Origin of the sequence: Phyllobacterium brassicacearum (assembly GCF_003010955.1) — a bacterium.
Classification (GTDB): Bacteria; Pseudomonadota; Alphaproteobacteria; order Rhizobiales; family Rhizobiaceae; genus Phyllobacterium; species Phyllobacterium brassicacearum.
Window position 1 is genome coordinate 226,083 of record NZ_PGGO01000005.1, and the last position, 17,934, is coordinate 244,016.

19 protein-coding genes are annotated in these 17,934 nt (G+C 56.8%); 7 read left to right on the plus strand and 12 right to left on the minus strand.

The window, feature by feature from the left end; genetic code table 11:
• Positions 1 to 8: 8 nt before the first annotated feature.
• The 3 genes from CU102_RS08745 (at position 9) to CU102_RS08755 (ending at position 1,046) form a co-directional block, all read left to right on the plus strand.
• Positions 9 to 311, plus strand: coding sequence for a hypothetical protein (locus tag CU102_RS08745; protein ID WP_106710712.1), 303 nt, complete (start codon positions 9 to 11; stop codon positions 309 to 311).
• A 41-nt stretch (positions 312 to 352) separates the two neighbouring features.
• Complete coding sequence (locus CU102_RS08750) at positions 353 to 559, plus strand: hypothetical protein (protein ID WP_106710713.1); 207 nt, start codon at positions 353 to 355, stop codon at positions 557 to 559.
• A gap of 232 nt (positions 560 to 791) precedes the next feature.
• A complete protein-coding gene (locus tag CU102_RS08755) occupies positions 792 to 1,046 on the plus strand; it encodes a GlsB/YeaQ/YmgE family stress response membrane protein (RefSeq protein WP_106710714.1) in 255 nt (84 codons plus the stop codon).
• 77 nt (positions 1,047 to 1,123) lie between these two features.
• Here CU102_RS08755 and CU102_RS08760 read toward each other — a convergent pair whose 3' ends face one another.
• Positions 1,124 to 4,210, minus strand: coding sequence for an efflux RND transporter permease subunit (locus CU102_RS08760; RefSeq protein WP_106710715.1), 3,087 nt, complete (start codon positions 4,208 to 4,210; stop codon positions 1,124 to 1,126).
• Positions 4,207 to 5,436: an efflux RND transporter periplasmic adaptor subunit gene (locus CU102_RS08765; protein WP_106710716.1), complete on the minus strand. Its 1,230-nt coding sequence runs from the start codon at positions 5,434 to 5,436 to the stop codon at positions 4,207 to 4,209. Before CU102_RS08765 ends, CU102_RS08760 begins: the two co-directional genes overlap by 4 nt.
• Before the next feature lie 161 nt (positions 5,437 to 5,597).
• Between CU102_RS08765 and CU102_RS08770 the strand changes: the two genes are divergently transcribed.
• Positions 5,598 to 6,176: a TetR/AcrR family transcriptional regulator gene (locus CU102_RS08770; protein ID WP_106710717.1), complete on the plus strand. Its 579-nt coding sequence runs from the start codon at positions 5,598 to 5,600 to the stop codon at positions 6,174 to 6,176.
• Here CU102_RS08770 and tgt read toward each other — a convergent pair whose 3' ends face one another.
• From tgt to coaD, 5 genes are read right to left on the minus strand one after another with little or no spacing between them, the layout of a single operon-like run.
• Positions 6,177 to 7,313: a tRNA guanosine(34) transglycosylase Tgt gene (gene tgt, locus CU102_RS08775; RefSeq protein WP_106710804.1), complete on the minus strand. Its 1,137-nt coding sequence runs from the start codon at positions 7,311 to 7,313 to the stop codon at positions 6,177 to 6,179.
• A complete protein-coding gene (gene queA, locus CU102_RS08780) occupies positions 7,310 to 8,389 on the minus strand; it encodes a tRNA preQ1(34) S-adenosylmethionine ribosyltransferase-isomerase QueA (protein ID WP_106710718.1) in 1,080 nt (359 codons plus the stop codon). Before queA ends, tgt begins: the two co-directional genes overlap by 4 nt.
• Before the next feature lie 17 nt (positions 8,390 to 8,406).
• Entirely contained in the window at positions 8,407 to 8,916 is a 510-nt protein-coding gene (locus CU102_RS08785) for a peptidylprolyl isomerase (protein WP_106710719.1), read from the minus strand.
• Positions 8,917 to 8,943: 27 nt separating this feature from the next.
• Complete coding sequence (locus tag CU102_RS08790; protein ID WP_106710720.1) at positions 8,944 to 9,522, minus strand: peptidylprolyl isomerase; 579 nt, start codon at positions 9,520 to 9,522, stop codon at positions 8,944 to 8,946.
• A 17-nt stretch (positions 9,523 to 9,539) separates the two neighbouring features.
• Positions 9,540 to 10,034, minus strand: a complete 495-nt coding sequence (gene coaD / locus CU102_RS08795) for a pantetheine-phosphate adenylyltransferase (RefSeq protein ID WP_106710721.1) — start codon at positions 10,032 to 10,034, stop codon at positions 9,540 to 9,542.
• Positions 10,035 to 10,221: 187 nt separating this feature from the next.
• Between coaD and CU102_RS29765 the strand changes: the two genes are divergently transcribed.
• A complete protein-coding gene (locus CU102_RS29765) occupies positions 10,222 to 10,362 on the plus strand; it encodes a hypothetical protein (RefSeq protein ID WP_166648331.1) in 141 nt (46 codons plus the stop codon).
• Between the two features lie 18 nt (positions 10,363 to 10,380).
• Here the strand turns inward: CU102_RS29765 and gyrA are convergent, their stop codons facing one another.
• Positions 10,381 to 13,098 carry a DNA gyrase subunit A gene (gene gyrA, locus CU102_RS08800; RefSeq protein WP_106710722.1) on the minus strand — a complete coding sequence of 906 codons (2,718 nt, stop codon included), beginning with the start codon at positions 13,096 to 13,098 and terminating at the stop codon, positions 10,381 to 10,383.
• Between the two features lie 317 nt (positions 13,099 to 13,415).
• Here gyrA and CU102_RS08805 point away from each other — a divergent pair, with 317 nt between their 5' ends.
• Positions 13,416 to 14,045 (plus strand): MarC family protein, encoded by a 630-nt coding sequence (locus CU102_RS08805; protein ID WP_106710723.1) that lies wholly within the window; start codon positions 13,416 to 13,418, stop codon positions 14,043 to 14,045.
• A gap of 10 nt (positions 14,046 to 14,055) precedes the next feature.
• Here CU102_RS08805 and CU102_RS08810 read toward each other — a convergent pair whose 3' ends face one another.
• The 3 genes from CU102_RS08810 to CU102_RS08820 form a co-directional block, all read right to left on the minus strand.
• Positions 14,056 to 14,472, minus strand: a complete 417-nt coding sequence (locus CU102_RS08810) for a hypothetical protein (protein ID WP_425351533.1) — start codon at positions 14,470 to 14,472, stop codon at positions 14,056 to 14,058.
• 66 nt (positions 14,473 to 14,538) lie between these two features.
• On the minus strand, positions 14,539 to 15,843 hold the full coding sequence (locus tag CU102_RS08815; protein ID WP_106710724.1) for an NAD(P)/FAD-dependent oxidoreductase: 1,305 nt from the start codon (positions 15,841 to 15,843) through the stop codon (positions 14,539 to 14,541).
• A gap of 67 nt (positions 15,844 to 15,910) precedes the next feature.
• Positions 15,911 to 16,780, minus strand: a complete 870-nt coding sequence (locus tag CU102_RS08820; RefSeq protein WP_106710725.1) for an AraC family transcriptional regulator — start codon at positions 16,778 to 16,780, stop codon at positions 15,911 to 15,913.
• Positions 16,781 to 16,817: 37 nt separating this feature from the next.
• Between CU102_RS08820 and CU102_RS08825 the strand changes: the two genes are divergently transcribed.
• Positions 16,818 to 17,225, plus strand: a complete 408-nt coding sequence (locus tag CU102_RS08825; protein WP_106710726.1) for a DUF2000 family protein — start codon at positions 16,818 to 16,820, stop codon at positions 17,223 to 17,225.
• Between the two features lie 10 nt (positions 17,226 to 17,235).
• Here CU102_RS08825 and CU102_RS08830 read toward each other — a convergent pair whose 3' ends face one another.
• Positions 17,236 to 17,865 (minus strand): Vat family streptogramin A O-acetyltransferase, encoded by a 630-nt coding sequence (locus tag CU102_RS08830; protein ID WP_106710727.1) that lies wholly within the window; start codon positions 17,863 to 17,865, stop codon positions 17,236 to 17,238.
• Positions 17,866 to 17,934: the final 69 nt, after the last annotated feature.

A 17,934-nucleotide genomic window follows, 5' to 3' on the forward strand; every position in this document is an offset into this window, starting at 1 on the left:
GGCTCAAAATGGCACTTCTACGAAACATATCCACCATTTCGACGATCGCCCTGACCGCTGCGGTGATCCTTACCGCATCGATTGACCAGTCAACAGCCGATGAAACACCGACGCGCACGGAACTGTGCGGCAAACTTCAGGTACAAACCCAACACGCGATCACCGAACACGCCGAGGCAAAACGGGCGGCCAAGGCGAAAGCACTTCAAAAGCAGGCAACGCGGTACTGCGCCGGCAACAAGCAGGCGCAGGGCATAAGAGCGTATGCCCAGGCACTGAAGCTGCTTGGTGTGCAGCCGATCACGGATTGATCGACTGCGTCCCCATGCCCACAGCAAAAGGAAACTTACCCATGAAAAAGTCCCTCTACACAGCTCTTGGCCTCGCCGTTGCCCTTGCTGTATCGGCCCCGGTACTCAGCTCAGTAGCAAGCGCTGCTCCGGCCACAACGACCACTGCTCCGACGACCCCTGTCAAGAAGGTGTCGCATAAGCATCATGTGAAGAAGGTTCACAATACGGCCGCAAAGAAGGATGTGAAGAAGTCTGCTGCTGAATAAGATTTGGCCTGACCGTATCTCTTACGTTCCAACTATACCGGTCCTGGGAAACCTCGGCCGGTGTAGTATTCTGGTGAAGTGCTTGCAGCTCCATTCCCCTCGTGACAAGTTTTGTTACCCAAACCGTACTTCCCGTCGTAAAATTGCACAGGTGATTCTCCTGCCAAGCATGGATTGAGGAATCCAGGGCCGGCGAAACATCGTAGCGAAACCGGTTTATGGAGGATCGACTATGGGCGTTGAAAGTCTTCTTGTTTTCCTGTTGGTGGGTTTGGTTGCGGGTTGGCTCGCGAGTCAGCTTGTTCGCGGTGGCGGGTTTGGCCTTGTCGGTGATCTGATTGTCGGCGTCATCGGCGCCTTGATTGCCGGATACCTCTTCCCAAGACTTGGTATATCACTGGGCAGCGGCATTCTCGGCGCTATCATCGCCGCAACGATTGGTGCAGTCATCCTCCTCTTTATCCTTCGCGCCGTTAAACGCGCCTGACTTCTTCTATCAGCTTATGACAAAGCCTCCGAACCGGTCTGGTTCGGAGGCTTTTCTTTGTTTCACAACGTCTCGGATCAGGTGCGTCCGAATTCTGGCTCTGCACCCGCATCGGGAACCGGTTGCCCGCGTTCCGCCAACACATCCTTTTTGGAGATGAAGGTATAGAACATGGGTACAACGAAGAGCGTGAAGATCGTACCGACGAGGATGCCGGAGAAAATCACCAGGCCGATCGAATAACGAGCAGCCGCACCGGCGCCTGTCGCCGTGATCAACGGAATAACGCCGAGCGCCATGGCGGCCGTCGTCATCAGGATTGGACGCAACCGGGTCTTCGCCGCAAGGATGATCGCGTCATGCCGCGAGATACCGTGCAACTCACGCTGCTGGTTGGCAAACTCTACCATCAGGATGCCGTGCTTGGTGATCAGCCCGACAAGCGTGATCAGCCCCACCTGTGTGTAGATATTGAGCGTACCAAGCCCGAGATTGAGCGGCACGATCGCACCGAAGATCGACAGCGGAACCGACATCATGATGATGAATGGATCGCGGAAGCTTTCGAACTGCGCCGCCAGCACCAGATAGATCACGACCACGGCCAGCAGGAAGGCGATGAGGATCGTGCTTCCCTGCTCGATTTCCAGGCGTGACTGACCCGAGTAGTCCATGAAGAAGCCATCCGGCATCAATGGCTTCGCCGTATCAATGATCGTCTGGAGCCCCTGACCGGTCGTAACACCCGGCAGCGGCAACGCCGAGATAGTTGCCGAGTTCAGCTGATTGAACTGCTCGATGGCAGCCGGCGATGCATTCTCGGTGATCTTGATGACCGCTGACAATGGCACCATCTCGCCAGACGCACTCTTGACGAAGTATTGGCCCAGTTTTTCCGGATTCGACCGGTAATCCTGCGGCACCTGAGGAATGATGTCGTAACTGTTGGAATCCCGATCGAATTTCGAGATCTTGCCACCGCCGACCAGCAGTCCGAGCGTCTGGCCGATATCGCTCACGGGCACGCCCAGTGCCGAGGCACGGTCGCGATCGATCGTGATCGTCACCTGAGGCGCGTTGAACGACAGTGAATTCTGCACGACGATGAACTGGCCGGAAGCCTGGGCCTTGTTCTTGATCTCCTCGGTTACTTCGAACACCTTGTCCGCTGGACCAGTCGACTGGATGACAACCGAAATCGGCAGACCACCACCGGTACCAGGCAAGTCAGGCGGCGCGAAAATGAAGGCTTCGGCGCCGGCAATCGGGCTGATCATGCCTTGCAATTCTTCCTTGAGCTGTGCCTGCGACTTCGTGCGCTCTGACCAGTCCTTGAACACCCAGATAGCGAACGCCGAGTTGGTTGTGCCAAATCCAAGGATGTTGAAGCGTGTTTTCAGCTCCGGCAAATCCTTGGTCAGGGCATCGATCTGGTCCGCGTAAAGTTTGGTATACTGCGATGTAGCATACTGCGGGCCATTGACGATGGCGAACAGCGCACCGGAATCTTCCTCAGGCGCAAGTTCCGAGGACGTCTTGGTAAACAGAAATCCGGTCAGCGCGACGAGCGCGACGACGATGAACAAGGTCACGAAGCGGAAGTTCAGTGAACCGGCTACCCGCCGCTCATAAGCCCCTTCGAGCCAGCCAAAACTCTTGTCCACAATCCGCTGGAATCGGCTATGACCGCCTGCACGTAGCAAAAGCGCGCACATCATCGGCGAGACGGTCAATGCCGCCACACCGGAAATGATGACCGCGCCGGCAAGCGTGAAGGCAAATTCACGGAACAGCGAGCCGGTCAGACCGCCGGTAAATCCGAGCGGCGCAAACACGGCTGCGAGCGTGATGGTCATCGCCACAATCGGCCCGGTAATTTCCCGCATGCCCTTCAAGGCGGCATCGACCGGTCTCAACCCCTCCTCGATATGGCGATGAATATTCTCGAGAACCACGATCGCGTCGTCGACGACGAGACCAATGGCTAGAACCATCGCCAGCAGCGAGAGCAGATTGATCGAATAGCCAAGCAGGAACAGGAAGAAGCACACGCCTACCAACGAAATCGGGATGGTGACGACGGGAATGATCACCGACCGGAAGGAACCCAGGAAGAGCAGGATAACCAGAACGACGATGAGAATGGCTTCGCCGATGGTCTTGAACACCTCCTCGATCGATGAACTGATCTGCTCGGTCGCGTCATAGACCATGTATAGTTTCATGTCCTCAGGCAGGCTCGCCTGAATCAACGGCAATTCCTTGCGGACAGCAGCTGTCATGTCGATCGGATTGGCGGCAGGTGTCGGGAAAATCCCGAGGAACGTTCCGCCGGCTCCATTGAAAGTAACAATCGTATCCTTGCTGACGGCACCCAATTCAACCCGCGCCACGTCACGCAGGCGGATGATATTGTCGCCATCGGACTTGATCGGCATTGCACCAAAAGCCTCAGGCGTCTGCAGCGTCGTTTTCAGCGTGATCGGCGAGGCGGTGTAAAGATTCTCAACCTTGCCCGGCGCAGACAGGAAGTTCGACTGGTTAATTGCCGTCAAGACCTCCGAGGCGGTGGTCTTGCGGGCGGCCAGTTTGATCGGATCGATCCACACGCGCATCGAAAAGACCTGTCCACCCAGAATCTGCGCGTCGGCGACACCCTGAATCGTCGACATGCGCGGCTGGATGACACGTTCCAGATATTCGGTGATCTGTTCGCTGGTCATGTGCGGATTTTGCACGGCGAGGTACATGGTCGCGAAGTCCTGGCCAGTGCCCTTCGTGATAACCGGATCATCCGCTTCTTCCGGCAGATCGCCGCGGACCTGATTGACCTTGGAGATCACTTCGGTCAAGGCGGCATCCGGATTGGCGCCGAGCTTCATCTGCACCGTCACGGTGCTGGATGACGGCGCGGAGGACGACGTTACATAGTCGATGTTTTCCGTGGTCGTCACGGCCTTGGCGATCGGCGCAGAAATGAAGCCCTGCATCAGATCGGCGCTGGCGCCCGCATAGTTGGTCTTGATGGTGATGACCGTTTCTTCCACCTTGGGATACTGGCGCACGGCAAGGTTCACCAACCCCTGTGCGCCCAGGAGAATGATCATCAAGGCAACTACGGTCGACAGGACCGGTCGGCGAATAAAAATGTCTGAAAAGTTCATTTCTTTGCCAGTCCTGCGTCTGTTTTTGCTGCTGGATTTACGTCATTGGTGACTTTGACTGCCGCGCCGGGGCTCAGGCGATTCTGGCCGGCGGTAACCACGATGTCGCCCTTCTTGATGCCTTTGGTAATCTCGACCAAGAGGCCCGACCGGCGTCCAGGAGTAACGAAAACCTGTGTCGCAACAAGCTTCTGCTCAGGGGCGGCATCTGCCGGCTTTTTCTCATCCGCAGGCGCTGTTGAATTCGCCGCGTTTGCTGTCCCGGCAGAGGAATCACCTGCCGGCTTCGGCGCGTCAGCCTTGTTCTCCGCAGGACGGACCACATAGATGTAGTCGCCATAAAGGCTCGAAACGAGCGCGGTTTGCGGCAGCGTATAAACATCATCTTCCCTCGGAAGCGTAACGCGAACCTGGGCGAACTGACCGGGCCGCAGTTTTCCGTCCGGATTGTCCACCTTCGCACGAACGGAGATCAAACGGGTCGACGGATCGATGCGGGGCTCAATGGCAATGATTGCACCCTTGAAGCTCAAATCACTGTCGGTCAGGCCAAGCTTGATCGGCTGGCCAATCTTGATTTCGCTTAAGGTCTGCTCGGGAATGGTGAAATCCACCCGCATCGTGTCGAGATCCTGCAGCGTAACCACGACGGTGCCCGGCGACAGGTACTGACCGAGTTCGATGCGTGGAATACCGACAGTGCCCTTGAATGGCGCCTTCAGCAGTTTCTGATCCATCACCGCCTGCAATTTGGCGATTTCGGCCTTCTTGGCCAGAGACGCCGCTTCCGCCTCGTCGACATTGGAAACGGCACCGACGCCACGGGTGCTCAGAGTACGTGCACGGGCCAGTGTCTGGTCCATCAGCACGTCTTGTGCCCGGGCAGCAACGATATCAGCCTTCTCGATTGCATCGTCGAGTTGCAGCAACGCAGCACCCTGTTCAACTTCCTGATTGGCCGCAAACGGAATCTCTTTGACGATACCCGCAACCTCGACGGCCAATTCTACGCCCTGAATGGCGCTGACCGTACCAATTGCCTCGATTTCAGGTGTCCAGGCGCTGGGCTCGACCGTATAGGTCGACACTGGCGCAGCCGGTTGCTGCATGTTCGCAAAGAAATCCTGGATTGCCTTATCCCGGAAAAGATTGAATCCAACCAATCCAACGCCGATGAGAATGACAAACAAGAGAGCGATAACGGGGACGAGATAGCGCTTTATCATCGGGAAACTGCTCCGGAACAAAACAATGGCCAGCAAACGTATGCCAGCCCTGTCTACGAGAAAAAGATTACGTGGACTTGATTGCCACGCGCAAACTACTGTACCGTCTGGACGGTAATGTCAATATGGGTTGACATCTCTCTTAGATCGAAAGTGCTAGAATGACAGCGGACATACTCTCTACAAAGGACAAGATTCTGCAGGCAGCGGCTGAAATTGCCAAAGAAGTCGGGCCTGTGCACCTTTCGCTCGATGCAGTGGCGCGGCGAGCGGGTCTTTCAAAGGGAGGATTGCTTTATTCGTTTCCGACCAAGGCCAAACTGCTCGAAGCTCTCGTAGAACAGCATGTTGGCGAATTCGACGAATCACTTCGCGAGGAAGAAGCCAAACGAAACCATGGTCCGGACAGCGTGGTGCAGGCCTGTATCGAAGTCTATCGTGCGGAGTTTGTTTGCAACGAGCCGGAACCATCCGGCATTCTCGCCGCAATTGCCAACGATCCCGGTTTCATCGAACCCATTCGTCGATATAACAGACAATTGTGGCAGCGCATGAAGGAGAATTCCGAGGATCCAACCCTTGCGCTCATTGCCTATCTGACGATCGAAGGTCTCCGCAGTCTGAAACTCTTTGAAATGGACGTGCCAAGCAGGGACGAGCAGATTGAAGCGATTGACCGGCTGAGAAACCTGTTCGAGCGGGTTGACTCCAATAGGGCCTCCCAACCGATCGATGCTTGATTACGCGAATACGGGGATATCCCCTCGCGTCCAGGTGTTCTGCGTTTCATCCATGAAGGCGCTGTATCGCTTGCCCTCAATCGCGTCGCGAATGCCTTGCATCAATTGCTGGTAGTAAGACAGATTGTTCCAGGTCAGCAGCATCCCGCCCAAGGCCTCACCTGACTTGACCAGATGATGCAGGTAGGCACGGCTGTAATCCCGCGCTGCGGGACACGGTGACTCCTCGTCCAACGGACGCGGGTCATCGGCATGACGGGCGTTGCGCAGGTTGATCTTGCCACGGCGGGTGAAAGCCAGACCGTGTCGCCCTGCCCGCGTCGGCATCACGCAATCGAACATGTCGATGCCGCGTGCTACCGACTTCAGAATGTCATCCGGCGTGCCGACACCCATCAAATAGCGCGGTTTTTCTTGCGGCAGTTCGGGGCAGGTAATGTCCAGCATTTCCAGCATGACATGCTGCGGTTCGCCGACTGCCAGCCCGCCAACGGCGTAACCTTTCAGATCCATGGCTTTCAAAGCCTGCGCAGAGCGGATGCGCAGATCGGCAACATCGCCGCCCTGCACGATACCGAACATTGCCTTGCCGGGTTGATTGCCGAAGGCCGCCTTGCAGCGTTCGGCCCAGCGCAGCGACAGTTCCATCGCCCGTTGAATGTCCTGCGGCGTTGACGGCAGAGCGACGCATTCATCCAGCTGCATCTGGATATCGGAATCCAGCAGTCCCTGAATTTCAATCGAACGCTCCGGGCTCATCTCATAGGCGCTGCCGTCGATGTGCGAGCGGAACGTTACGCTCTTTTCGGTTAGCTTTCGCAACTGTGCCAACGACATGACCTGAAAGCCGCCGGAATCGGTCAGGATCGGCCCTGGCCAACGCGCAAATTCATGCAGGCCACCCAGTTTCGCCACACGTTCGGCGCTCGGCCGCAACATCAGATGATAGGTGTTGCCAAGGATGATGTCTGCGCCAAGTTCCCGCACCTGGTCCATATACATCGCCTTGACCGTGCCGCCGGTCCCGACCGGCATGAAGGCAGGCGTCCGCACCGTACCGCGCGGCATGGTGATTTCGCCGCGACGCGCCTTGCCATCATTGGCAATAAGTTTGAATTCAAAGTTTTCGCTTGTCATGATGCGGAACGCCATAACAGGCTTGCATCGCCATAGGAATAGAAGCGGTAGTGGTTTTTGACCGCATAGTCGTAGGCCGCATGCATGCGCTCGAACCCGCTGAAGGCAGATACCAGCATGAACAACGTCGAGCGTGGCAGGTGAAAATTGGTCATCAACATGTCAACGGCGCGGAAATTGTACCCCGGTGTGATGAAAATATCCGTCGGTCCGGACCAGGGCTTGATCACCCCGTGTTCGTCCGTAGCGCTTTCGAGCAAGCGTAGTGAGGTGGTGCCAACACTGACAATGCGCCCGCCCCGCGCCCTTACGGCGTTGAGCGCTTCCGCTGTAGTCTGATCTACTGTACCGATCTCCGCATGCATCTTGTGATCGGCAGTATCTTCGGCTTTCACCGGCAAAAAAGTGCCGGCACCCACATGCAAGGTCACGAAGTGTTCTTCGATGCCGCGCCTCTTCAGGTTATCCAGCAGTTCAGGCGTAAAATGCAGTCCCGCCGTTGGAGCGGCGACGGCACCTTCTTCCCGTGCAAAGACGGTCTGGTAGTCCTCGCGGTCACGGATATCATCCGCCCGTTTTGAAGCGATGTAGGGTGGCAAAGGGATGTGCCCGACCGCGGCAATGGCCTGATCGAGATCAGCTCCGCTGAAATCAAATACCAGCAATGCCTCGCCCGCGTCGCCTTTCTCAGTGACTGTCGCCTGGAGCGACCCGAGCAGGCACGCATTGTTGCCATGGCCAAAGTCGATGCGCTCGCCCTGCTTGATACGTTTTGCCGGGCGCAGAAAGGCTTTCCAGCGATCGGGGCCCGCACGCATATGCAGCGTCGCACTGATCTGCGCATTTACGCCCTCGCGTTCGCGAAATCCTTCAAGCTGTGCCGGTATCACCTTGGTATCATTGAATACCAGCGCGTCCCCTGGTCGCAGAAAGTCAGCGAGGTTTCGGACAGTACTGTCTTCAAATCCGGACGCATCCGCCTTCACAAGCAAAAGCCGCGCTGAATCGCGCGGCTCTGCAGGTCTCAATGCGATGTTCTCTTCCGGCAGATCGAAATCGAAAAGATCAACACGCATAATGCATCAATACGTATCTATTCGACGTCTGCTGCAACACGCATGGAAACGATCGAATCCGGATCCTGCACCGGCTCGCCGCGCTTGATCTTGTCGACGTTGCTCATGCCTTCGATAACCTGGCCCCAGACCGTGTACTGACGATTGAGGAAACCGGCATCGTCAAAGCAGATGAAAAACTGCGAATTGGCAGAATTCGGGTTTTGCGAGCGGGCCATCGAGCAGGCGCCGCGAACATGATTGGCATTGGAGAATTCGGCCTTGAGGTCGGGCTTGTCCGAACCGCCCATGCCGGCGCGTGCCGGATTGAACGAGATACCGCCCTGCTTGCCGAACTTGACATCGCCTGTCTGAGCCATGAAGCCGTCGATCACGCGATGGAACACCACACCATCATAAGCGCCTTCGCGTGCGAGTTCCTTGATCCGGTTGACGTGTTCGGGTGCGAGGTCCGGATAAAGTTCGATGACGACATCGCCCTTTGTGGTCTCGAGAAGGATCGTGTTTTCTGGGTCTTTGTAAGCCATTTCCGGCAATCTCCTTGTCTAAATTGATTATTTTCCGACAGTTACCTTGATCATCTTGTCCGGATTCTCGACGGCGCCATTATCTGCCTCCGAACCCTTCTTGATCTTGTCGACAACATCCATGCCGCTCGTGACCTTGCCAACGACCGTGTACTCGCCGTTCAGCGAAGGGTACTCTTTGAACATGATGAAGAACTGGGAATTGGCAGAATTGGGGTTCTGTGCGCGGGCCATGCCGACGACGCCGCGTACGAAAGGCTCCTTCGAGAACTCGGCAGGCAGATCGGGACGCGTCGAACCGCCGGTGCCCGCAGCCTGCGGATTGTAGCTCTTTTCTGTATTTCCATACTGCACGTCGCCAGTCTGGGCCATGAAGCCTGGAATAACCCGGTGGAACACGACATTATCATAGGCGCCTTCCTTGGCCAGCGCCTTGATCTGCTCGACATGCTTGGGTGCAAGATCGGGAAGCAGCTCGATTTTGACATCGCCGTCCTTGAGCTTGATCGTCATGGTGTTTGCGTCATCGGCCCAACCTTGGTTCAACGTGGCAAATGACAGAGAAGAAACGGCAGCAACAACCAGCGCTGTGCGGAAAAAGGACATGAAAGTCTCCACGAAAATCAGGATTTGAATTTTGTCTCAAGCGCCTCGGCGACAAGAGCAGGAACAAAATGCCGAACGTCGCCGCCCATGGCGGCAATCTGGCGAACCAATGTGGCAGTAATGGTGCGAACCGAGGGATCAGCAGGGAGAAACACCGTTTGCAGTTCCGGCGCCATCTTGCCGTTCATGCCCGCCATCTGCATCTCGTAGTCGAGATCTGTGCCATCCCGAAGTCCACGCACCATCAGGGATGCGCCATATTTGCGTGCGGCATCAATCAGCAGGCCGTCAAAGGCAATCACCTCGAGGCGGCTGCTGTCCTTGCCGAAAACCTCGGCTGCGACGCGATTGATCAGATCTACGCGCTCTTCGAATGAAAACAGCGGAGCCTTGCCGGGATGGATGCCAATTGCGACGAATACCTTGTCCGCAAGCCGGAGCGAGCCTTGCAAGACGTCCATATGGCCATTGGTGATCGGATCGAATGATCCGGCATAGATCGCGTTTGTCATGCGGGTTACCTAGCCGTTTTGTTCGGCGCTTTCAATGGTTCGCTGGCAACCAGATGAACGGCAGATGAACAAACCAATCAGCAAGCGTTCAGTCGCGTTCAACTACACGTGAGACAATCGAATGAAACCATTTCGAGGTTAGCACGTTGCTAACCAAGAATGAGTGCAAGATCGAAGGGACACATTTATGTTTATTCTTCTGAGCATTGCCATGATGGTTGCGATGATCGTTTCCGCGATTGTCATGATTGTAGAAGAGAACAAAAAGCGGGAAGCTCCGTTAAGAACCTCCCGCTTTGGTGTGTATCATCATCGCCACGATCTCTGATCGCGTGATCTGACGCTCTTAGACCTCCCCGGTACCGTCCGTCGTATTTGGGGAGGAAGTCTCGCCTTGCACAGCCGTTTCCGCCTCGACATCATCGCTTTCGGTTTCCGAAATCCGCTCGACCGAGACTACTTTCTCGCCATCAGCCGTGTTGAAGATCGTGACGCCCTTGGTGGAGCGACCGGCAATGCGGATGCCGTTGACCGGCACGCGGATCAGCTGGCCGCCATCGGAAACAAGCAAAATCTGGTCTGAAGCTTCAACCGGGAACAATGAGACAAGCTTGCCGATTTCGTCGGTCTTTGACGTATCGGTTGCGCGAATGCCCTTGCCGCCACGTCCGGAAACGCGGAACTCATAGGACGAAGAACGCTTGCCATAACCATATTCGCTGACGGTAAGCACTGTCTGTTCGCGATCGCGCAGCTCTGCGTACCGTTCAGGCAAAAGATCAGCAACGTCCGTGGCTTCCTCGCCCACCAGAGCGATTTCCTCCACATCATCCGCACCCTGGGCTCGGCGCTCGGCGGCTGCCTGCTTGAGGTACGCTGAACGTTCCGCCGGACTGGCGTCCACATGGCCGAGAATGGACATGGAGATGATCTTGTCGCCGGGCGCTAGCGTAATGCCGCGCACGCCGATCGAATTGCGGCCGGCGAAGACGCGTACGTCCGTCACCGGGAAGCGGATGCACTGGCCGCCGGCAGCGGTTAGCAGGACATCGTCGAACTCATCGCACGTATCGACGCTGAGGATTTCATCGCCCTCTTCCTCCAGTTTCATCGCAATCTTGCCATTGCGATTGACCTGGACGAAGTCCGAAAGTTTGTTGCGGCGGACAGTGCCGCGCGTCGTGGCAAACATCACGTCGAGATTCGCCCAGCTTGCTTCGTCCTCCGGTAGCGGCATTATCGTGGTGATGCGTTCGCCCTGTTCAAGCGGCAGCATGTTGATCAGAGCCTTGCCGCGTGATTGGGGCGTACCGATTGGCAGACGCCAGACTTTTTCCTTATAGACGATGCCGCGTGACGAGAAGAACAGCACTGGCGTGTGCGTATTGGCCACAAACAGCCGTGTCACCGAATCCTCATCCTTCATCGTCACGCCGGAACGGCCCTTGCCGCCACGGCGCTGTGCACGATAAGTCGCCAGCGGTACGCGTTTGATATAGCCGGCATGGCTGACCGTCACGACCATGTCCTCGCGGGCGATGAGATCTTCATCGTCCATATCCGCGCCGCCGTCGGTAAGCTCGGTGCGGCGTGGTGTGCCGAATTCGTCACGGATAGCAACGAGCTCGTCCTTGACGATACCCATGATCCGCAGACGCGACGCTAGAATTTCGAGGTAGTCCTTGATCTCAACGCCAATCTTGTTGAGTTCGTCGGCGATTTCATCGCGTCCAAGGGCGGTAAGGCGTTGCAGACGCAGATCGAGAATGGCACGCGCCTGCTCTTCAGACAGATTGTAGGTATTGTCGTCATTAAGAGTATGGCGCGGATCGGCGATCAGCGTGATCAGCGGTGCCACATCATTGGCCGGCCAACGCCGTTCCATCAACTGATCGCGGGCTGTTGCCGGATCCGGTGCACGGCGGATCAAGGCGATGATCTCGTCGATATTGGCGACAGCAATGGCCAAACCAACCAAGACATGAGCGCGGTCACGCGCCTTGCGCAGCAGGAATTTGGTACGGCGGCTGACCACGTCCTCACGGAAACTGACGAAGGCGCGCAAAATATCAAGAAGATTGAGCAGACCCGGCTTGCCGCCATTCAACGCCACCATGTTTGCGCCGAAAGAAGACTGCAATGGAGTGAAACGGTAAAGCTGGTTGACGATGACGTCGGCCACCGCATCACGCTTGAGTTCGACGACGACGCGATAACCGTCGCGGTCCGATTCATCGCGAATGTCCGAAATGCCCTCGATGCGCTTCTCACGCACGAGATCGGCCATCTTCTCGATCATCGTTGCCTTGTTGACCTGATAGGGCACCTCGGTGATGATGATGGCTTCGCGGTCGCCGCGCATGCTCTCGATCGCAACCTTGCCGCGCATCAGGATCGAGCCGCGGCCGGTGCTGTAGGCGGAATAGATCCCAGAGCGGCCAAGGACGATGCCACCGGTCGGGAAATCCGGTCCGGGAATGATCTCCATCAGTTCCGGCAAGTCGATTGCCGGATTGTCGATCAGCGCGATACAACCATTGATGACTTCGGCAAGATTGTGCGGCGGCACGTTCGTAGCCATACCGACCGCGATCCCGCCGGAACCGTTGACAAGCAGATTGGGGAAGCGCGCCGGCAGAACCACCGGCTCCTGCTCGCGTCCATCATAATTATCCTGGAAATCGACTGTATCCTTGTCGATGTCCTCGAGCAGCGATTCCGTCACCTTCTCCAGGCGGCATTCGGTGTACCGCATCGCCGCAGGCGAGTCGCCGTCGATCGATCCGAAATTGCCCTGTCCGTCGACCAGCGGGTCACGCAGCGACCAATCCTGTGCCATACGGACAAGCGCGTCATAGATCGATGCGTCGCCGTGTGGATGGTATTTACCCATCACTTCACCGACGACACCCGCCGACTTGCGGTAGGACCTGTTCCACGACAGGCCCATTTCGTTCATCGCGTGCAGGATGCGTCTGTGCACTGGCTTCAGACCATCACGGACATCGGGCAGCGCACGACTGACGATCACGCTCATCGCATAATCGAGATAGGAGCGCTGCATTTCCTCAATGATGGAAATCGGCTCAATACCGGAATTTGGTCCGGATTTATCGTCTTCGGGGCCGGAAGGTGGGGTTAGGTCAGACACGAGGCACTCATCTTTCGTATAGAATCAATCTTTGATCTTATAGCGGCTTTCGAACTGAAAAGCCAACAAACGGGGACGTAATGCACAGCTGAAAACCCTTTAATATCAATTAGATAAAATAGATTTTCTAATGCACTGAAAAACTTGGGTGCAGATTTCCATGTTTCTCGACGTTGGATAGCGAATCCGGTAGGTTGGCTCAGCTTTAATCAGCAAAGAAAAGCAAAATCGTGGCGTTTTATGATACCCTCCTCAATGCGTTCGTGACCCTTATGGTGACGATCGATCCACCGGGTCTGGCGCCACTCTTTTTGGCGCTAACGCGCGGCATGAATCGCAAGGAACGCAGCCAGGTTGGCCTGCGCGCAAGCCTTATTGCTTTCATGGTCCTGACACTCTTTGCTGTCGCCGGTGCGCAGATCCTGGCACTTTTTGGCATAACGCTTGGCGCATTTCGTATCGCCGGTGGGCTGCTGCTGTTCTGGATCGCTTTCGAGATGATCTTCGAGCGGCGGAATGAACGAAAAGAGAAGAGCGCAGAGGTTGCGATCACCAAGGATCACATCCGCAACATCGCCGCCTTTCCGCTCGCCATTCCGCTTATCGCAGGCCCTGGTGCAATATCGGCCACCATTCTTCTTGCAGGCACGCTGTCTGATGCCACCTCACGTCTGGCACTGATCGCTATCATCCTGGTTTGTATCGCTGCGTCGTATGTCGTGTTCCTGCTTGCCGAACGCGTCGATCGCTTTCTCGGCGAAACCGGGCGCTCAATCCTGACCCGTCTGCTCGGTGTCATCCTTGCCGCCCTTGCCGTCCAGTTCGTAGCGGATGGCATCAAGACACTCGTTCTCAGCTGATCCCGGCTAATTACAATGAAGTGTCTGCCGTCGTGCTTTCGTCGGCTGTGCTGAAGAGCAGCGTGATCGGCCTCCCGGCAATGGCGCCGCCGAAATCATCGGTGATCGGCAGCGGCAGGTTTTGATACAGCGCCTCGAGCACCGAGGCCACAAATGCCCGCTTCAGCGGCATATCCTGACCAAGTTTAGCGTAACTCGCGCGCGGATTTCCGATCATGCTGCCATCACGGCGCAGGGCAAAACGGAGTGTAATTTCCAGGTTCTCCGTCCCGCGCGGTGGTTTCCAACAGGAATAGAGAGCCGGGCCAAGCTCGTACATTGTGGCAATCGGCTCGCGGCTTCCACAAGCCCGCTCTCCTGCCCCGGCGGATGCCGGATGCATCAGGATAAGCGCAATCGTGAAAGCGCCAAATCTGCCCAAAATCACCCCCGTCAGGGATCGATCCCTCCACTCCAGATTCGCTACCCAAATGCCTGAATAAGCAAGTTGCTCTTAAGGTGTATGACTCCTGACCCCAACTTCCTCGGCGGCATCTTTCTGGGTAATCAATCGTGCGCTGCGGGCGCCGGTTATCGAGATCCACAACCAGCTCAGGGCCACCGCCAACCGGTTGCGCAGCCCGATCAGGAAGTAGATGTGCGCGAGGCCCCAGAGCCACCAAGCCATATAGCCTTTGAGCTTGATCCAGCCGAAATCCGTGACTGCGGCCCGTTTGCCTATCGTCGCCAGATCGCCCGCGTGACGATATGTGAACGGTCTCGGCCTCTGATCCCCGGCAAGCCTCGCCTTGATTGTCTTGGCGATATGCACACCCTGCTGCTTCGCCGCCGGTGCGATGCCGGGCACCATGCCTTTGCCGCCATTGGCGACTGTCGCAGTATCGCCAATCACAAAAATTTCCGGGTGCCCGGGCGCCGTCAGATCCGCATTGACCATCACCCGCCCGGCGCGGTCCGCCGGTGCGTTCAGCCATTTGGCTGCGGGCGACGCCTGCACGCCCGCTGCCCAGATAATGGTCTTGGCGCGCAGCGATTGGCCGCCAAATTCAACGCCGTCGGCATGACATTCCGTGACGGGATTGCCGAGGTGGACGGTTACGCCAAGCTTTTCAAGAGCCTGCTTTGCATAGGCTGACATGTCTTCACTGAACGCCGACAACACCCGCGGCCCGCCCTCGATCAGGATGACCCGCGCTGTTGCCGGATCGATCACCCGGAAATCACCCTTAAGCGTATCGCGGGCCAGATCGGCGATCGTTCCGGCGACCTCAACGCCCGTTGGACCACCGCCAATGATGACGAACGTCAGATATTCTCCGCGTCGCCCTGGATCTGGTTCACGCTCTGCCGCTTCGAAAGCAGTGAGTATACGCCGGCGGATTGTCGTCGCATCTTCCAGCGTCTTCAGACCCGGCGCATAGGGCTCCCAGTCGTCATGGCCAAAGTAGGCATGGCGGGCGCCCGTTGCCAACACCAGCGTGTCATAGGGAATTGCCTCGCCATCCGCTGTTACCACGGTCCGGGCAGCCGTATCGACGCTTTCGACCGTACCCAGCAACGTTTTGACTTTCTTGTATTTGCGCAGAAGATGCCGGATCGGCCAGGCAATTTCCGATGTCGCCAGTGTCGATGTCGCCACCTGGTAGAGCAAGGGTTGGAAGAGATGGTGATTGCGCTGATCGATCAGGGTGATCGCGATGTCCGTGTTCCGAAGGTAGTTGACGGTCTCCAGTCCGCCAAAGCCCCCGCCAACGATGACCAAACGATGCTGCGGCGTTGCTGGCGTCTGGGTCGTCATGACATGGCTCCATTGCGCGAGGTGCGCCAATGTCTATCAGACCGTCTTTGCATCGACAATCGCACCCTCAACCTGCACTGGCACCCGTCAACCCTGCCCAGCGCCCCGGCGTTAGACCGAACGCTTTCTTGAATTGCCGGTTGAGATGGCTCTGGTCACTAAAGCCAGTCGCAGCAGCAATCTCGGCCAAGGGTTCGCGCGCTTTGATCATCTCGCGTGCGCGTTGCAGGCGGCGCATCAGCAGAAACCGGTGTGGACTTGTGGCATAGAGCGCCCTAAAATTTCGAGATAAAGCATAGCGATCAAGGCCACTTACGGCCTCAAGCTCATCTGATCTGACAAGGCGCAAGGCATGTTCTTCGAGATAATCGCGCGCCAACTCGGTCTGCCGTACTGCCAGGGCGCCCACTGACTTGACGTTCTGCCGTGCATGCCGGGCCAGTCCTTGCGTCAGCTGAGACACGACGTCGTCAACAAGCAGTTCATCCAGTTCCTCATCCAGATTGCCAAGGGCGGCCGACAAGGTGGCTGTCATTGATTGGTCGGCAAATACCGGATCGTTGACGAATGGCAGCGAACCGGCGCGGCTTCCGAGCGCGCGCAGTGCAAGCGCCGGCTCCAGATAAAGCATGCGGTAGCGCAAGCCGTCATCCGTTCCTGCGCCGCCATCATGGACCTCATCCGGATGAAGCACGATGATATTGCCCGGCAGACTGTAGCGCCGCTCACCGCGATACCAGAATGTCTGCACGCCGTGCAGGGTAATGCCGATCGCGTAAGTATCATGCCGGTGAAGATCATAGCCGTCGCCCGCGAAGCGTGCCTCAATCCTCTCCAATCCGGGATTGGAGGGCGCAGCCATAATCGCATCCTGCGCGGGCAACTCGCACAATCGTCCAAGACTGCGCGCGGACTCATCCCTTAGAACGTCTAGCATAAGGTCAACTCTTCATGAACTTCGGAGAAATATATCGATGTTCGATACTAAAATTGCAATCGTGTTGCGAGACGACCTCGCCTCCTGGCAGGCGCTGAATGTCACGGCTTTCCTGACCAGCGGCATTGTGGCCCAATCCCCAGAGGTAATCGGCGAGCCCTATCGCGATCGCGCCGGCAACGTCTACAATCCGCTTTCCATTCAACCGGTGATCGTATTGGCGGCAAATCAGCCAACGATTTCAACAATCCATCGCCGTTCGCTCGAGCGGGACATAAGAACGTGTGTCTATGTCGAGGAGATGTTTGCCACCGGCCATGACGCGGCAAACCGCGCCGTCTTTGCGGAATTCACTCCGGATGATGCAAAGGTCGTCGGTATCGCCATGCGGGCGGAGAAAAAGCTGGTCGACAAGGTCACCAAAGGCGCGAGAATGCATCCGTGACGGGTGCACTTCAAGTACAGGCGCTCAGCGCATCAATGTCAGCGGACACGATGTGCTGCAGGTTGCTGCTGATCTTTTCGACTGGCCAGTCCCACCAGGCCAACGCCTCGAGCTTACGTACGACATCCGGTTCGAAACGGCTTTTGATGTGCTTTGCAGGATTGCCGCCTACGATCGTATAGGGCAGGACATCGGCGGTGACGACGGCACGCGATGAAACGATGGCGCCATTGCCAATCCTGACGCCCGGCATGATCAACGCCTCATAGCCGATCCATACGTCATTGCCGATGATTGTGTCGCCCTTGTACGGCAGTTCGCCGGGTTTCGGCATTACCTTTTCCCAGCCATTGCCGAAGATCTGAAAGGGATAGGTGGATATTCCGGAGAGCTTGTGGTTTGCACCATTCATGATGAAGCGCGCACCCTTGGCCAGGGCGCAAAACTTGCCAATGATCAGTTTGTCGCCGATGAACGGGAAGTGATAGAGGACGTTACGTTCGAAATTCTCTGAATCCTCCGGGTCATCGTAATACGTATAGTCGCCGACAATGTTGGGGTTGGTGATCGTGTTCTTGATAAAGCACACCTGAGGAAACCCCTGCATGGGATGCTTGTTGTCGGGGCTGGGTCCGTTCATGGGAACTCCGGAATTGGTGTCGAGATGGGTGGGTCATCCTCGCGCAGTACATGGCGAAATCTTGACGCC

Bases quoted from the DNA above. Each gene is read 5' to 3' on its own strand.
- CU102_RS08745 (WP_106710712.1), top strand. From the start codon at position 9: ATGGCACTTCTACGAAACATATCCACCATTTCGACGATCGCCCTGACC.
- CU102_RS08750 (WP_106710713.1), top strand. From the start codon at position 353: ATGAAAAAGTCCCTCTACACAGCTCTTGGCCTCGCCGTTGCCCTTGCT.
- CU102_RS08755 (WP_106710714.1), top strand. From the start codon at position 792: ATGGGCGTTGAAAGTCTTCTTGTTTTCCTGTTGGTGGGTTTGGTTGCG.
- CU102_RS08760 (WP_106710715.1), bottom strand. From the start codon at position 4,210: ATGAACTTTTCAGACATTTTTATTCGCCGACCGGTCCTGTCGACCGTA.
- CU102_RS08765 (WP_106710716.1), bottom strand. From the start codon at position 5,436: ATGATAAAGCGCTATCTCGTCCCCGTTATCGCTCTCTTGTTTGTCATT.
- CU102_RS08770 (WP_106710717.1), top strand. From the start codon at position 5,598: ATGACAGCGGACATACTCTCTACAAAGGACAAGATTCTGCAGGCAGCG.
- tgt (WP_106710804.1), bottom strand. From the start codon at position 7,313: ATGACAAGCGAAAACTTTGAATTCAAACTTATTGCCAATGATGGCAAG.
- queA (WP_106710718.1), bottom strand. From the start codon at position 8,389: ATGCGTGTTGATCTTTTCGATTTCGATCTGCCGGAAGAGAACATCGCA.
- CU102_RS08785 (WP_106710719.1), bottom strand. From the start codon at position 8,916: ATGGCTTACAAAGACCCAGAAAACACGATCCTTCTCGAGACCACAAAG.
- CU102_RS08790 (WP_106710720.1), bottom strand. From the start codon at position 9,522: ATGTCCTTTTTCCGCACAGCGCTGGTTGTTGCTGCCGTTTCTTCTCTG.
- coaD (WP_106710721.1), bottom strand. From the start codon at position 10,034: ATGACAAACGCGATCTATGCCGGATCATTCGATCCGATCACCAATGGC.
- CU102_RS29765 (WP_166648331.1), top strand. From the start codon at position 10,222: ATGTTTATTCTTCTGAGCATTGCCATGATGGTTGCGATGATCGTTTCC.
- gyrA (WP_106710722.1), bottom strand. From the start codon at position 13,098: ATGCAGCGCTCCTATCTCGATTATGCGATGAGCGTGATCGTCAGTCGT.
- CU102_RS08815 (WP_106710724.1), bottom strand. From the start codon at position 15,843: ATGACGACCCAGACGCCAGCAACGCCGCAGCATCGTTTGGTCATCGTT.
- CU102_RS08820 (WP_106710725.1), bottom strand. From the start codon at position 16,780: ATGCTAGACGTTCTAAGGGATGAGTCCGCGCGCAGTCTTGGACGATTG.
- CU102_RS08825 (WP_106710726.1), top strand. From the start codon at position 16,818: ATGTTCGATACTAAAATTGCAATCGTGTTGCGAGACGACCTCGCCTCC.
- CU102_RS08830 (WP_106710727.1), bottom strand. From the start codon at position 17,865: ATGAACGGACCCAGCCCCGACAACAAGCATCCCATGCAGGGGTTTCCT.